Genomic DNA, 14,508 nt, shown 5'->3' with positions numbered 1-14,508 from the left:
AGGAGCACGTGCTCTTCTTGCTGTTCGCTTGTGCGTGCGGATCGCGGGTCAGAACGCCCGCTGCTGCTCGTGCGGGGCCGGGGGGAGCGTGCGGGTCATTTCGAGGTAGCGGCCCGCGCTGGTGCGGCCCGAGTCGACAAGCACGCGCCGGGCGGCCAGCGTCGGTTGGAGACGCTTGAGCCGGTCGGAGAGGACTTTGCCGGTGGTGGGCCACCCCTTGGGCAGGGGGCGGCTGTCCTCGCCGCTGTAGAGGCTGCTGAGGCAGGACAGCCACTCCGTGGACGTCATCCGCTGCGCGCCGCCCGGCTCGATGGTCTCGGCGTGCCTGAGGACGGTCTGCGCGAGGAGGTCACCCTCGATCACGTCGTCGTTCAGGTCGTCCAGACTCGCCCGGTAGGCGGTGAGCGCCCCGAGGCCGGTTGCCGCGTCGAACTGGGCGCACAGGTGCGCGAAGTCCGCCATCCGCAGGTCCGTGGGGGTCTCCGCCTTCATGGCCCGGACTTTGACCGTGAGGTCCAGGAGCGAGCCGAGGACGACGGGCAGGACTTCCGCGTACTCCGCCCACAGTTCCGCCTCGGTGCGGCGGACGCTGGGCCGCTCCAAGCGCAGCGGTAGGAGCCGGTCTGCGAGGTCGGGCCGGATGACACCGACGTCGATACCGGTCAGGAGCAGGGGGCGGCGGTAGCCGACGCGGAACACGTCCCCGTCGGTGAACAGGGCCCGCTTGACGCTCTCGGCTCCGGTCACGATGCAGCACATCGCGTCCGACAGGTCCGGCGTCACGTGGGAGAGGTTGTCCAGCGCGGTGATCCATCCCGCCGCCACCGCGGCGATCAGGCTTTCCTCGTCTTTCGGCGCTCGCCGCAGGTCACCGCTCATCCCTTCGATGATCCGGGTGAGCATCCGGCCCCCGGTGGACTTGCCCGCGCCCTGTGGGCCGGTGAGGAACGGGGCGGGGACGGGAACGGACGGCCCGAGGCAGCCGATGAGCCAGGCGATGGCCAGGCATTCGGTTTCGGCGTTGGCGAAGTTGCACAGCCGCATCAGCAGGTCGATGCCCTTGCCGTCGGTGTTCTTGGCCGGCAGGGGCAGTTCCCCGGTGAGCTGGGTCCGCCGCCAGCACACCTCACGCGGGTCAGGGGTGAGGATCTCCCAGCCCGAAGGATGGATGCGGACGGACTGCCCGTCGTCGCGGCCCAGGTCCAGCCACGTCGCCCCGTCGAACCCGGGGGCCACGCGGATGTTCACGGCGTGCGTGTCCTCGTACAGCGCGAGCGCTTCGATCAAGTCCAGTGCCTCCTTGAGCGCGGTCCCGTTGAACACGCCGACCCCGTCCCTGTACATGCCGACGATGAGTTCTTGGCGATGGCTGCCGGTGGTGCCCTGGGAGCGCATCGGGCGGGCCACGGGGTGGCCGTTCTTCTGCGCGTACACGGTCCCGTCGGCAGTGCGGAAGTACCGGAAGTGGGACTGTGCGTAGTCCGCGATGACTTCGCGGGCGGGGTTCTTCTCGTCCTCAGACATGGCTCAGTCCCAACGTGGTCAGGGCGTTGGTCCACGCGTCGGTGCAGTGCCGGGGCGACTCCCCCTTGGCCTGCGCAGCCGTGAACAGCCGCGCCGTGTGCGCCTCGGTGAGGCAGCCGCACCGACCGTGCGTGGACAGCACCGCGAGGAACGTCCGGTAGACGGTTGCGTGCACCGCCTCACGGGCCTCGGTGATGCGCTGCTCCGCCATGGCGATGCCGCGATCGAGGTAGGTAGGCGTGCGGTGCGGGCACTCCCCGCCACCGACCGGCGCGGGCACCATGACGGCCACCGGTCGGACCGTGGCCGGCTCCTTCACGGTCAAGTCGCGCACGACGTCCGGCAGGGCCGTCATGGTGCCGGTACCGGGCCCGAGCCACCGCGCGTACTGCATGGACGACTTGACGTCCACGCCGGGCCGTACGGCGTTGGCCGACTGCATCGCGCCCCGGTAGAGCCAGTGCTCACCCCGCGTCGTCGGCACGGACCGTGTGGCGGGCAGGCTCGCACGGGCCCACGCGATGGCCTCTGCGTTGTCGAGGTCCACGACCGTGAGGCCGGCGCCGCCGGGGTGGTAAGCCACGCCCGCCGCTTCCCTCCACGCCCGCCGCCATGTGGGCGAGTTGATGACGTTCGGGTCGATGGTCGCGGCGGCCCAGCCGTGGCACGGCGCAGGGCAGGTGCAGGGGCCGGGGGTCTTCATGTTCGGCCGGCCCCCACAGGCGTTCTTGGCGCAGGCCGGGCAGTTCCCGAACGGCACCTTCCCCGCCCGTAACGGCAACGGGGGCACGCCGTGGGCCGCGAGGCTGAGCGCGGTGCGCAGGTGCTCGCTCACGCCGCCACCTCGAGGTGAGGGGCGACCGTGGTGAGGTAGGCGGCCCCGATCCACTCCGTGTAGGCGGGCGGGAGGGCTTCCCGCAGGCGCAGGTGGTGGGTGGACCAGTCGATGCGCTTTGCTTCGCGGATCTCCTCCACGGTGGCCTTGCCCCCGCCCTTGCCGTACGCGGCGACGTACGGCCCGTCACGCCACACGCCGTGGCGGTAGCCCCGGACGTAGCCGCGATGACGAGGGTGGATGGGCTGCGGGAACGTCCAGCCTCCGAGTTCGAAGTAGCGGTGCATGAGCACCGCGAGGCCGAACTGTTCCCCGCAGAGGCGGATGTCCTTGCGGACGGCGGAGCCGGCCACGTTCTCGATCACGTACGGCCGGCCCGTCGCTTCCAGGGCGGCGCGGGTCGGCGCGATGAGCCGGGGATACGTCCGGCCGATGGCCGCGTTGCGCGCCTTGTTGGTGCCCTTGGTCGGGGCTCCCTCTCCCTGGCACGGGGGCGAGGCGTGGATGAAGTCGAATTCGTGGCCGTGGGCGCGGATGTACTCGATCGCGTCGCCCTGGTGGAAGGCGTCACCGCAGTAGTCCGGCTGCGCCTGAATGTCGACGCCGGTGATGTGGCAGTTCGGCCCGAACGCGCGCCGGTAGCCGTTGGTGGCGCCGCCGATGCACGAGAACGCATCGAGCACGCGGAAGGGTTCGAGCCCGGAGAGGGCTCGCCGGATGTCGGTCGGTTGGGTCATGCTGGAGGTCTCCAGTTCGCTATGGACGTGCTGGATTGGCGGCGGCCCCGGCTCTTGGTCGGATTGGGGCCGCCGTTTTCGTACGCGGGGGTGGTCAGGCCGCTTGCTGGCCGGGCAGGAGCCGGCCGTCGGCGGTCCTGTGCACGGCTCCGTCGGCGGTCAGGGCCCTGATCTCGCGGGAGACGGTGCCCTTGTTAAGACCGGTCGCGTCGGCCACGTCGCTGGCGGTACGGGCGCCGGCCCGGACGGCGGCCAGCACCTTGTCCCGATTGCTTCCGGGCGCCGGCTGCCCGGCGGACTCCTTGACCAGGTGCAGCGGTCGCGGGGACTGTCCGCCGGTTGTCTGGCCGGGGGTCCAGATCGACTTGGGCAGAGCGCGCACGCCCGCGTCGTCCAGGGTCCAGGTGCGCAGCATGCGCGGGCCGTAGCCCTTGAGGTAGCCGTGCCCTCGGTACTCGCGGCCCTCGGGGATCTGGTGCGGGGCGTAGTGCGCGCAGTCGTCCAGCGCGACCTGCGCCTGTGTCGTGCCGGCCACCCGCAGCGAGAACCGCGTGAGCAGGTTCGGCGCGATCAGCTTGTGCACGCCCGGCGCCCCGCCATCGGTGAGCGGGTACTGCGTCGCCCACCACAGGACGACACCGCGCGAGCGACCGAGCGAGGACAGCTCGATCAGGCGTTGCAGCCGGTCCTTGTCCTTGCTGATCAGGGCAAGGATCACCTGTCCCTCGTCCACGACCACGGTGAGCTGACGGCCGTCCCAGACCGAGATGCCGCGCTGCTTCATGTCGACCTTGCGGCGGGTCATCTCCGCGTGTGCGTCATCCACGGCGTCCGTGATTTCCTCGCGTTCCACGGCGACGCGGCACGAGTGCTCCCAGATGTTGGCCTCTTCGCCCTTGCCGTCGATGAGGAGCAGGTCGCCGCGCAGGTGGGCGGTCGCCATGAGCGGGCGGAACGACCAGGACTTGCCGGTGCCGGACGCGCCGGACACCAGCAGCCGCTCGTCGAACGGGATCAGGACCTCATCCCCGGTCTCGGTGTCCAGACCGAGGCTCATCGCCAGCGGGTCGGTCGGGATGCGGTCCGGGGTCCACAGCGAGGAGACGCCCGCGGCTGCCGACCGGGTGGCCAACGTGAGGACAGCCCAGCCGCCGCGCGAGGCGGACGTGATCCGTATGCGCAGCGCGGTGCGGACACCGAGCAGTGCACGGATGGAGTCGGCCTTGTCGGTGAGCGTCTTGACCGTCCACGTCCCGTCGAGGCGGATCTCACAGCGGATGCCGCCCGGCTCGATGGACGGGGGCGTGGTGACCGTGCCCGACAGACCACGGTCGGGGGCGTGCTCCACCCAGTACGACGGGTCGAGACGCTCCATGAGCTGACGCTCTTCCAGCGACACCGACTCATCCACCGGCACCCGCAGCTTGCGCCGGCCGAGCGCGAGACCGGCCACATTCGCGCCGATCAGCACGGCGGACGTGGCGGCCGGCCACAGCGTCAGGTGCGAGGTGGACATGAGCGCGGACGTGACGACGCTGGGCACCGTGTGCAGCGAGTGCGCCTGGATCGCGCGGGCCTTGAGGGTGTTTGGGTAGTTCACCCGCGCGGCCTTGAGCTTGGCGCGGGTGTCACGCTCGTGCCGCGCGGCTGCCTTGCTCGCCACCCGGGCGGCGCGGCGGCCGGCCGCGAACGGATTGTTCGACGCGGCGCGCGCGCTGAGTTGCTGCGACTTGGCGGTGGCGTGCGTGGAGCGCGCGGCGTTGTGCTCCTTCTGCGCGGCCATGAGCGCCTTGAGGTGTTCCGGGGTGCGCAGCTTGTCCCGCCGGTCCGCCTCGAGGTCCCAGCGGGCCGCGAACGGAACGCACACCGGGGCGAGCGAGTCCAGTGCCGCGTTGGTGGTGTTGGTGGTGTTCGACCATGCTTGCTTCCAGTCCACGAAAGGGTCCTCCAAGACCGTGGATGAGGGCCGGTGCGCCGTTGCGTGGCGGCACCGGCCCGCTCGGGTTGCAGGGGGCGGTGCTGTCGGTTGCGTCGACAGCACCGGTTGAACCCCTGCAACCGCATCTGACCTGCGATGTTGCAGAGTTGAGCGGTGGGGAGGGGTGGGGGCCCTACGCGCACGCGCGCGTAGAGGGGCGGAAAAACCGGCCGTGCAACCCCCTCGCGGGGCCCTGAAGGGCCGTTCACGGCCCGGGGGTCTGGACCCACCCGTGAGGGGGGTCGGAAGCCCTGCGGGCCGTCTACGGGTTTCGGATCAACGGCCCTTGCGGCCGAGCCGCTTGGCGGCGGCCTTGCCGTCGCTTCCGCCCACCGAGCGGACGACGGTGACCACACCCCAGACCAGGACGGCCGCGAGGAAGGCGAGCATCGCGAGGTTCGCGGCGATGGCGGTCAGGACGCCGACGAGCAGCGGGCCGAAGTAGACGCCGGCCGCGACCGCCCCGGCACCGACCCCGGAGCCGAGCGCCACGCGCTGCACGGTGCGGTCCGGGGGCGCCTGGTGGATGTGGACGACCTGCGGGCCGGCCATCTGCTGGACGGGCAGCGCGGCGGGGTCGGCGTAGACGTGCTGGCCGTCAGGGAGCTGGACGACCGTCAACGGGCGGTGTGCGGGGAGCTGTTCCATGACGCACCCTCCGGGGCGTTGTCGGGGTAGGCGCACAGCACGCACATGCCGAGGGAGCGCGGCATGCAGTAGCTGTAGGTGAGGTGGCACTCGGGGCAGGTGCGGCGGGCGAGCATCGCCAGCGCGAGCGCGCCCCACTTCCGCGACGTCATGGGCCGGACGGGCTTGGCGAGGTCGAGGCGGTAGAGGTAGGCGACCCGCACCCCGCCCGCGCGCCGGTTGACCCGCATGGTCTGCGCCGCGATCGGCTGGCCCCCGGGGCGCAGGCCCTGCGCCCGTAACTGTCGGCGCGTGGCCAGTCCGTCCGGGGCCAGGCGCCACGGGTAGGTGGGCACCCCGTAGCGGGCGCCGGTCGGGTCGAAGCACTTGCCCCACGCGGCCGACATCAGGCGACCGCCTTGCCGGTCCGCTCAGAGCGCAGGGTCTCGCGCAGCGTCCGGGCGTTCGCCGGGGAGGTGTGGACCGCGAGGCGGATCCCCTCGGCCGTGAGCTTCGCGTCCGGCCAATCAGCCGTCACTGTGCGGGCCTCGGCGAGCAGTTGATCCGGCGTGCGCTTCGGCCGGCTCGATCGGGCGACCTGCGGAACCCGACCGGTTGCCCGGCGCGGGCGGGGCGACTCGGCCGCGGCCACCGCGCGCCGCTCGATCGCCGGGGCGGGAGTCGGGGCGAGGGCGGTCGGTACGGGCTTGAGGGGGAGAGCCGACTTCAGGAAGTCCACGGCCACCGGATCGGGTATCCGCACCGGAGCCGCGGGAACGGGCTGCGGGGTCGATTCCGTGAGGTCAGCCGTAGACCGATTGCTCACGGTCTCGGTGGATTCCTCCGCATTCGCGTCCGGGGTCGGAATCGGGGCGGGGCGGTGGTGCAGCACCTTCGCGACGAGATCGGAGCCGAAGTAGATCGACCCGACCGGAAGCGAGGTGGCCAGCAGCACGAGAGCCCAGTTGGCGGGGTCCCAGTCGGCCAGCCGTCCCCAGTCGACCGTGGCGCCGTGCAGTTTCGGCACGAGCCCGTGGACGTAGTTGAGGACCAGCGAGGCGAGCGTGTAGGTGCCCAGCACCCGCAGCGCGAACGTCCGGTCCCGACCGACCAGAACCAGGGTCGCGACCAGCGCGAGGGCCATCAGGCCGTCGACCACGAACGGGTAGAGCGTCGCGGCTGTGTGGTCTGCGCCGATGGCGTTGGCGATGTCTCGCAACGCGTTCCACGAGACGCGGAACGCCATCGCGACGACCGCGACCAGCGCGGCCACGAGCAGGACCCTTCCCGTGCGGTTCATGCCGCACCCCCAAGGGTGAGCAGGGCCGCGAGGATGAGCAGCGCGCCGCCCGCACAGGTCAGGTCGACCGCGCGGCGCAGACCGGTGAACTTGGCGACGGCGATCCGGGACAGTCCCGCGATGTCCGCCGCCTGGTCGTCGGCGAGGGTGGTGCGGATCTCCTCGACCGTGAGCGTCGCCCACAGCGGGAAGCCGTGTCGGCCGTGCAGGTTCGGGCGGACGGACCGCAGCAGCAGACCGGCCGCCGCGACCAGCAGTCCCATACCCGCGATGCCGGCCGCGAGGGCGGGGCGGGTCAGGGGCAGGTCGTGCCCGACCGTCCATGCGCCGGCGAGGACGGCGCCGACGAACGCCAGCAGCAGGCCTGTCTTGGTGTCGGTGCGGGCGATCTCCGCCTTCACCTCGGCGTGCGCGGCGGCGAGCGTCTGGGGGTGCTCACGCGCCCACCCCCGGAACCAGCGGCGAGACCCGGTTCGCGAGCACCAGCCGCAGGGCCAGCGCCACGCTGCGGGCCCGGCGGATACGGCGGGTGTCCAGCTCGTTGGGGGTGCGGTCCAGGGCGATGATCTGCGCGTCCAACAGGTCGATCTCCGCCTCGATGACGGGCATCTCACGATCGATAGCGTCCAGCTCGGCGTCCGTGGGCTCCCGCCACTCGGCGAACGCGGTAACGGCTTCCTGAACAGTGACGATGTCCTGCATGGGTCGTGTTCCTCTCACAGGTCGTACGGCCCGACAGCACCCCCCGGAGTAGCCGCTCCGGGGGGTGCGCCGTTGATTGGTGAAATGCCGCGTGCAATGCGCGCGGCGTTGAGGCGGGGAAGGCCTGTTACTCGCCGTCGGTGTCCTCGGACTTGGCAGCGGAGCCCATGACCACGTCGCCGTAGACGACGCCGCCGGACACTCCGACCTGGTCGCCCATCACCACGGACCCGCCGAACGTGATGTCGCCCTCGCCGAAGTTGAAGACAGCAGCGCTCTTGTTGTCGCCCATGTGCATCTCCTCTGCGTGCTACGGGACTTGCCAGCGGCCGGACGGCCGCAGTACCCCGGGCCGGATTCGATCCGGCGCCCTCGCGGCGGGATGCCGGGGCGGAAGGGATCGGCTTCACCGGTCCGCCGTTGCTGCGGCGGACCGGTCCCGAGCCGGTGAATCGGGCGCGTCATCGTCACTGCTCTGACGCCAGCAGGGCGGCGCGCACCAGGTGGCATCACCAAGGGCTGACCTCCAGGAATGGAGGGATGATCCCGAGGGATTTATCCAGAGCCGGTGCGCGGGGAAGTGGCCGCCGGCGACCTTGACCCGGGTCGCCACGGGGACGGGGAATCTCACCCCGTCGGTCCAAGCACGCTGTTCAGTTCTCAAGGCGCAGTCACTCCCCGACGAGCGCGGTAACCCCAGGTCAAAAAGAGGTTCCCGTCTTCACGGGACCCGCCGGGCGCTGTCAGTGCAGGGCAGGCACACTCAATGGTGTTGCACCACCTGCTCAGCTTGTTGGTACAAGCTGATGCAGTGATGCTGCACCCACGGACGGTGAGTCGTCAAGCGTTTGGAGACCGCATGTACCAACAAGTTGCGCGAGTGCGTCATGATGAGGGCATGAACAAGCAGCCGAAGTACCGGCAAGTCGCCGACGCCCTGCGCCGCGAGATCGCCAACGGCACCTTTGCGCCGGGGGCGCGGCTGCCTTCCGAGAGCGACTTGCAGCAGCGCTTCGACGCTTCCCGGAACACCGTTCGGAATGGGTTGAGCCTGCTGGTCAGCGAGGGCTTGATCTCGTCCAGCCAGGGGCTGGGCTATGAGGTCCGGTCACACGAGGTGTTCAAGCTGAACGCGTCTAAGTTTGAGAACTTGGACTTCCCGCAGAACGGCGACGCGTACAACACCGACGTGACCAACGCAGGGCGACGGCCGCACCAGACGTTCCGCGTCGAGATGCTGCCGGCGTCGGAGGAGATCGCCGATCGCCTGAGGATCGCGGCAGGTACGAAGGCCGTATTGCGGTTCTGTCATCGCTATGTGGACGACGTTCCTTGGTCGACTCAGGCGACCTACTATCCAGCGTGGCTAGCCGACGAGTCGCCGCGACTGGCTGAACCAGGAGACATCGAAGAGGGCACCACGCGGTACCTGGCTGAACGAGGTATCGAGCAGGTGGGGTACTTCGACGAGATCGCGGCGCGGATGCCGACGCCGGAGGAAGCGCGCCTACTGGAGATGGGAGCGGGGGTGCCGGTGCTGCTCTGGACGCGTACGGGCTTCTCAACAGATCGGCCCATCCGGTGCACCATCACGACGTTCCGGGGCGACTTGAACCAGATGAACTACGAGATCGGCGACCTGTCCGCCCGGAGTGAGAACGAGCCTCAGTGAGAATCATCCCCGCTCAACCGGACGATGTGGCCAAGCTGCTTGCCTTCCGAGAGGAGGCGGCGGCTTGGCTCACCCGTCTTGGCATCGACCAGTGGCAGCGTCCGTATCCGGCTGATCGACTGCTCGCCACCATCAAGGCAGACACTGTCTTCATGGTTATGGACGGTGACGAGACCGTGGCCACCATCACGCTCACGTCGGAAGCTGAGGAAGGGCTATGGACGGAGGCAGAGTTGGATGAGCCGTCCCGGTTCATCAACAAGCTGACGGTAGCCCGCACCCGTGCCGGCCAGAACATTGGCGGTCGGCTGCTCGACTGGGCGGGGGATCGCGCGTACCGCGAAGGATCCAAATGGCTGCGGCTCGATGCGTGGACCACGAACGAGGCCCTCCAGCGGTACTACCTCCAGCAGGGATTCGAGTATGTGCGCACAGTCCGCGAAGGGGGGGCGGTGAACGGGGGGCCCCGCGTCTCCGGTTGGCTGGCGCAGCGCCGAACTGCCGTCGCTGACCACGGCTTTGATGATTCCACCCCTGTCATTATCCGCTGATATCAACGACCTCGTACACCAGCGCGCAAGCTCGGACTACCGTTCCCGCACAACGTCGTAAGACGGTTTCGGAATGGCTGGTAGGCGGCACACGTAGGCAGGGGATGTGCGGTGATTTCCTAGGCCGCACTGAAATCATTCATATATATCTCTCTCGAAGAATGCATCGAATTCCTCTTCGGAGGAGAACTCCAAAGTACTCCCATCTTTGCAATGCATCGTGTACGTCTTGCCTGACCTGAGCGTCTCCGTCGCCTCCGCGTGTTCCACAAGCGCAATCTCGACCAGCTCCTCAAGGCTGATCCCGCGACTCTCGCTCATGGCGGTGGCGAGTTTCCCAAGTGGACCGAAGAGGACGAACGCAATTTTGCCGTCCTCCTCTGTGATGGTGAAGATTCCTGACCCTGAGCGGTAATCGATTTTCGCTCCGGTGTAGTTGGCAAGGGTTTCTATTAGAGCTTCGGTTCCCGACTGCTCCCGCTTCAGGCGCTGATGCCGGGCAATAGTTTTTGCCTGGATCTTCTCCAGCCCCTGCGGGTCGACTCTATTGCTTCGAGGGATTAATACCTTGGCCTTCTTTCCGGAAGTGTCGATGGGGAGAGCTGGTTGTTGGATCATTTCCCAGATTATTTCTCCGCTCTCCCGCTCCCACAGCATAAGGAACACCGGGTCCCAGAATTCTTGCCAATGTTGTAGGTGGTCGAAAGTGATGGGGTATCTGACGGGCCCACCACCCTGCTTTCGGATACGGTCTGTGGACTTGGCTTGGACGTAAAAGGTGTAGGGAGTTGCTGCCTCTCCCTCGAAGATCCTGACCAAGAGATCCTCGCCGTAGTCCTGGTTCAAGATTTCTACGTTCCATCCCATAGAAAGGAAAGCCTCTTGAATTTTCGTGACCGACAAGTCGGCGTTCAGATGTGAGCGCGGGCGCTTGGGAGACATCACACCAGTGAACCAGCCAGTACGGCGGTTTGACTGGACGTCTACCCAACTCATCTTTCTCTGCGATTGTCGGAGTGAGACGGAGCCTGGTGTCGCCGAGCTGACATCAACACCGACGGACGTTGACGAGCGCCAGCGGTCGAGTCAGCGTCCGAACCGCCACCGGATCGGGGGTCACTGGCCGTGCTCGCTAGCCCGGTGGGAGGCTGCTCCTCTTCGTGAGTGGGGATCCGGGGCGACACCGCCGGGCCCTCTCTGGGCCCTCCGAGGAGGACCAACGACGACAGGCAACGGCCATCAACGACGGCCCGAACGCAGGTCAGTTGGGGTGTGCACCTCTCTGACCAGCGGCGAAATACGGGCCCGCCAGACCCAGGGCAAGAAGAAGTAACGCGATACCTACAAGCCCCCGACCTGCTGTTTCTTGGCAGGGCGGGGGCTTTTTGGTGGTGCTGGGCCGTCTCTGGGCCGTCGGGCGCTTGGCCGGGCCGTCAGGTGTGTCGACGCAAGCGGCGGATGCGGATGTCGAGGACGATCAGCAGGGCCGTGGGGATGGCGACCCCGGCGGGGGCGTTCGCCCAGAGGGCGAGGGTGCCGCCAGCCGTGCCGATGAGCGTCATGGGCAGGTCGCGAGGATGGATGTCGACGGTGAAGCCGGTGCGTGCGACCATGGGTCCTCCATGTGTGATCGGTTCCTGGCTAGGGTTTCCGAGCGCAGAAATGGAAGCGAATGCCGCCCCAGCCCGGGCGGCATTCGCATGCTGCGGAAACTTTCCCATAGTCGTCACGCGTGAACCAAACGTACAGCTAGGCGCCGCCTTGTCTCTTTGGCGAGACGGATTGTCCACGATCGTGGACAGTCGGAGCGCCCCGATATTTCTTGGAAACTTTCCAGAACTTTCCAATTTTTCCAGAAGTCGCGTCGTGCCGCCCCGCGTGGCCCCCTGCCGTCCTGTGCGGCCTGGCGCCGCCTTGAGTCCTCCAGGTCGTCGCTGACGTTTGCGCTCTAGCTAGGGATCCCCGCTCCTGGCGAGGGGCGGGGATTCGAGTAGTCGCTAAGCCATGCTGGTCGGTCGGTTCGGCTTAGCGGCTTCACCGGTTTGTCTTTATCGGTTAGGCATTACCGTTTCGGCTTTACGGATTAGGCTTTACGGGTTTCTAGTCTGCGAGCGCATTGCTCTTCTCGTAGGTGCTCGCAATTGCTTTCCGCGTACGCTCCTGGCTGGACGGCATGAGGTGCGCGTACACGCGGAGCGTCAGTCCTGGGTCCGAGTGGCCATACCGGGACTTCCACCCGCTGACCGTCTGCCGCGACACACCAAGCGACGCAGCGACCTCCGTCACCGTCGCACCCGCCAGCACAGCCCGGTATCTCTGTCGATCACCGCATAGAGCGGCCCACGGTCAAGACAATGCCTCCGGCGGGGGATCGGCCGGCACCGGGATGGAGGGGGCGCCATCGCCGACCGCGGGTCCATCGTGGCGGATGCTGCGGGCTCCCATCCCGCACACCATCGACCCAGGCAGAGCCGTGCAGACGCGGCCCATGGCGTCCAGGTCGTTCGTACAGTGGCGCGCTCCACCTGGACGCCATGAACCACGCCTGCACGGGGGTGACGGAAAACTGGTCGTGTGCGAAGATCCGGCTCCGCACACGTGTCTGCCAAGGTCGACCGGAGATCCATGTCCGCCATATCGCTGCCCAAGCCGTCTGAGCCCGGCTCCAAGCGCAACCAAAAGGGTCGCCGCCTGGCGATCTCGGGTGTGCTAGTGCTCGGTGGGGCCGCGCTGGCGATGGGCCTGATCATCGGAAGAATCTCCAGTAACGCCGACGGAAATCCGGACAAGCGAATGTCCGGCGCAGGCGACCGGTTGGCCATGAGTCTCGCGGTGGGCGACTGCTTCAATAGCTCACAGCACGGAGAGGTCTACACCGCGGCACCTGTGCCGTGCTCCCAGCCACACGACGGCGAAGTGTTCGCCACGCTCGCACTCACCGGGTCCACCGGCGCCGACGACGTCCTCGCGAAACAGTCATACCACCAGTGCAGGGATCGGCTGACCGACTACGTCATGGACGACTGGTCCTTGCCCCACACGACGGGCGTCAACTACTACTACCCGACCCGTGAGATCCAGCAGTCGGGTAACAGGACGGCCACCTGCTTTACGGCCGACACGGACGGTCAGACCACAGGCAGCGTACGAGTCCAGGAGGCCAGCTTGACAACAGACCAGCTTGCCTTCCTCAGACTGGAGCTGGCCTCCGCGCGCGTCTTCAAGACCTATCCGCACCGGGGCAGCGTGGCCGCCGATCGTGCCTGGTCTGCGAAGATGGCGGCCACGCTGGACCATGAGGCAGACGGCCTCAAAGCTGCCACCTGGTCTGCAGGCGCCAGGCCCAAGGTCACCGCCTACGTCGGGGAACTTCGAAAGAGCGCCGAGCTGTGGCGCAAGGCCGTGGCGGCACATTCGGACAACAGTTACTGGGCCCGTTCTGACAACGCCTGGAACCAACCTTCATACAAGTACCAGCGAGACGTACGGAAGGCTCTGCGGCTGACTTCGGATCTCCCCGCCACCTCTTTCGGGCCGCCGTTCTAGGGTCGGCACGCCTCGGGCTGCCAATCGGGCCGGCCTCGACCTCCAACCGCCTCTGCCCAGGACGCCGGGCCACGTGCGCTCCGACCGTGGCACGGTCCCGTGGCCGTGCCACTCCCGTGCCATAACGGACGGGGACTCACGGGGAACCGGGGTCTCCAGAGGTGAGTCGGCCGGACTCTGCCCAAGTACGGAATCCGCAGGTCAGGCTTGTGACCACCTCACCTCGCTCCTAAAGCGGGTGTACGCCAGGCGTCATACGCCCAGGCGTGTGAAGGCGCCGTGTCATCATCGGGGGATGCTGACTGAGGAGGACGCGCGCCGACTGGTGCTTGCGGAAATCGACGCCGCACAGGGCTGCGTCGAGTACGACCTTCAGTTCCTGCGTGTGGAGGCCTTGCCGGTCGGGTGGATCTTCTACTGGGGGGCAGTCTGGGATGGTCCGAACGGACCGCGGCCTCGGTTGGGAGGCAACGGTCCCTTCCTAGTGGATCGTGAAAACGAGTGGTTGATTCGAACTGCCACCAGCGTCCCCGTCACGCGTCAAATCGCCGTCCCCTTCGAGGCCCTCCTCCAGTTCCGCGCGCCGGTCTCGCCACAGCTCGGCGAGGGCCGTATAGGGCTCCGGGTCCGCCGGTGCTGAGGCTATCGCCCCCACTAGAAACTCCACGGCGCTGACCGGGCTTCCGCCGCAGTGCGCCATCACACGAGCGAGACCGACTCCCGCTGCCACTGACTGGTTCGACATCGCCAGAGAATATCCACGGCCAAAGGTGCTGTGGGCCCTTCCGCTTGCCCGGCGGCACAGCCATCGGTGATCCGTGAGTGACGGCAACCCTGACGGCAACGACGGCACACAGAGGCCGGTGATCACCACGGTTGGCAGTCAATCCAGGGGAGGGGTGACCACCCTCCCAACAAGCTGCCCGATCCTACGGATCAGAAGGTACTCGTGCCCCTGTCGTGCCCGATCGAACGGTAACTGACGGGGAACCACGGTGCTTGATGGACAGCGCGCACGAGAACGACCCCCGACCGA

Annotated in this window: 16 protein-coding genes and 1 pseudogene; 4 read left to right on the top strand and 13 right to left on the bottom strand. The window is 67.8% G+C overall.

From position 1 onward, the window contains the following. Window positions 1-48 precede the first annotated feature (48 nt). The 10 genes and pseudogenes from AAFF41_RS23135 to AAFF41_RS23090 form a co-directional block, all read right to left on the bottom strand. The gene (locus tag AAFF41_RS23135) at window positions 49-1,524 is read right to left on the bottom strand and encodes an ATP-binding protein (protein ID WP_343324575.1); all 1,476 of its coding nucleotides are present in this window, start codon (window positions 1,522-1,524) and stop codon (window positions 49-51) included. Continuing rightward, on the bottom strand, window positions 1,517-2,359 hold the full coding sequence (locus tag AAFF41_RS23130; protein WP_343324574.1) for a bifunctional DNA primase/polymerase: 843 nt from the start codon (window positions 2,357-2,359) through the stop codon (window positions 1,517-1,519). Before AAFF41_RS23130 ends, AAFF41_RS23135 begins: the two co-directional genes overlap by 8 nt. Continuing rightward, window positions 2,356-3,096 carry a class I SAM-dependent methyltransferase gene (locus tag AAFF41_RS23125; protein ID WP_343324573.1) on the bottom strand — a complete coding sequence of 247 codons (741 nt, stop codon included), beginning with the start codon at window positions 3,094-3,096 and terminating at the stop codon, window positions 2,356-2,358. The genes AAFF41_RS23130 and AAFF41_RS23125 overlap by 4 nt, the downstream gene beginning before the upstream one ends. 94 nt (window positions 3,097-3,190) lie before the next feature. Further along, window positions 3,191-5,032, bottom strand: a complete 1,842-nt coding sequence (locus AAFF41_RS23120; protein ID WP_343324572.1) for an ATP-binding protein — start codon at window positions 5,030-5,032, stop codon at window positions 3,191-3,193. A gap of 318 nt (window positions 5,033-5,350) precedes the next feature. Beyond that, entirely contained in the window at window positions 5,351-5,722 is a 372-nt protein-coding gene (locus AAFF41_RS23115) for a DUF6251 family protein (protein ID WP_343324571.1), read from the bottom strand. Continuing rightward, on the bottom strand, window positions 5,692-6,108 hold the full coding sequence (locus AAFF41_RS23110) for an RRQRL motif-containing zinc-binding protein (protein ID WP_343324570.1): 417 nt from the start codon (window positions 6,106-6,108) through the stop codon (window positions 5,692-5,694). Before AAFF41_RS23110 ends, AAFF41_RS23115 begins: the two co-directional genes overlap by 31 nt. Further along, entirely contained in the window at window positions 6,108-7,001 is an 894-nt protein-coding gene (locus tag AAFF41_RS23105) for a DUF2637 domain-containing protein (protein ID WP_343324569.1), read from the bottom strand. The genes AAFF41_RS23110 and AAFF41_RS23105 overlap by 1 nt, the downstream gene beginning before the upstream one ends. Continuing rightward, a pseudogene (locus AAFF41_RS23100) lies at window positions 6,998-7,429 on the bottom strand (Pycsar system effector family protein); the annotation flags it as partial. The pseudogene AAFF41_RS23100 and the gene AAFF41_RS23105, both read right to left, overlap by 4 nt. Window positions 7,430-7,436: 7 nt before the next feature. Then, the gene (locus AAFF41_RS23095; protein ID WP_343324567.1) at window positions 7,437-7,703 is read right to left on the bottom strand and encodes a DUF6284 family protein; all 267 of its coding nucleotides are present in this window, start codon (window positions 7,701-7,703) and stop codon (window positions 7,437-7,439) included. 127 nt (window positions 7,704-7,830) lie between these two features. Further along, window positions 7,831-7,995 (bottom strand): hypothetical protein, encoded by a 165-nt coding sequence (locus AAFF41_RS23090; RefSeq protein ID WP_183127846.1) that lies wholly within the window; start codon window positions 7,993-7,995, stop codon window positions 7,831-7,833. A 606-nt stretch (window positions 7,996-8,601) separates the two neighbouring features. On the opposite strand from AAFF41_RS23090, the gene AAFF41_RS23085 reads away from it, so the two are divergent. Together AAFF41_RS23085 and AAFF41_RS23080 are read left to right on the top strand one after the other, a co-directional pair. After that, window positions 8,602-9,375 carry a GntR family transcriptional regulator gene (locus AAFF41_RS23085; RefSeq protein WP_343324566.1) on the top strand — a complete coding sequence of 258 codons (774 nt, stop codon included), beginning with the start codon at window positions 8,602-8,604 and terminating at the stop codon, window positions 9,373-9,375. Then, window positions 9,372-9,926 (top strand): GNAT family N-acetyltransferase, encoded by a 555-nt coding sequence (locus tag AAFF41_RS23080; RefSeq protein WP_343324565.1) that lies wholly within the window; start codon window positions 9,372-9,374, stop codon window positions 9,924-9,926. Before AAFF41_RS23085 ends, AAFF41_RS23080 begins: the two co-directional genes overlap by 4 nt. Before the next feature lie 135 nt (window positions 9,927-10,061). Here AAFF41_RS23080 and AAFF41_RS23075 read toward each other — a convergent pair whose 3' ends face one another. The 3 genes from AAFF41_RS23075 to AAFF41_RS23065 all read right to left on the bottom strand — a co-directional run bounded on the left by AAFF41_RS23075 (window position 10,062) and on the right by AAFF41_RS23065 (window position 12,230). Beyond that, window positions 10,062-10,868: a DUF4365 domain-containing protein gene (locus AAFF41_RS23075; RefSeq protein ID WP_343324564.1), complete on the bottom strand. Its 807-nt coding sequence runs from the start codon at window positions 10,866-10,868 to the stop codon at window positions 10,062-10,064. A gap of 491 nt (window positions 10,869-11,359) precedes the next feature. Next, window positions 11,360-11,539 (bottom strand): hypothetical protein, encoded by a 180-nt coding sequence (locus tag AAFF41_RS23070; RefSeq protein WP_319748664.1) that lies wholly within the window; start codon window positions 11,537-11,539, stop codon window positions 11,360-11,362. Between the two features lie 487 nt (window positions 11,540-12,026). Beyond that, window positions 12,027-12,230: a helix-turn-helix domain-containing protein gene (locus tag AAFF41_RS23065; RefSeq protein WP_319748665.1), complete on the bottom strand. Its 204-nt coding sequence runs from the start codon at window positions 12,228-12,230 to the stop codon at window positions 12,027-12,029. A 321-nt stretch (window positions 12,231-12,551) separates the two neighbouring features. On the opposite strand from AAFF41_RS23065, the gene AAFF41_RS23060 reads away from it, so the two are divergent. Further along, complete coding sequence (locus AAFF41_RS23060) at window positions 12,552-13,472, top strand: septum formation family protein (RefSeq protein WP_343324563.1); 921 nt, start codon at window positions 12,552-12,554, stop codon at window positions 13,470-13,472. Between the two features lie 295 nt (window positions 13,473-13,767). Beyond that, window positions 13,768-14,112, top strand: a complete 345-nt coding sequence (locus tag AAFF41_RS23055; RefSeq protein ID WP_343324562.1) for a hypothetical protein — start codon at window positions 13,768-13,770, stop codon at window positions 14,110-14,112. Window positions 14,113-14,508: the final 396 nt, after the last annotated feature.

This window comes from Streptomyces mirabilis, assembly GCF_039503195.1.
Taxonomy (GTDB): Bacteria; Actinomycetota; Actinomycetes; order Streptomycetales; family Streptomycetaceae; genus Streptomyces; species Streptomyces mirabilis_D.
Note: the sequence above shows the minus strand (reverse complement) of the source record. Positions and strands in the feature narration are given on the sequence as shown.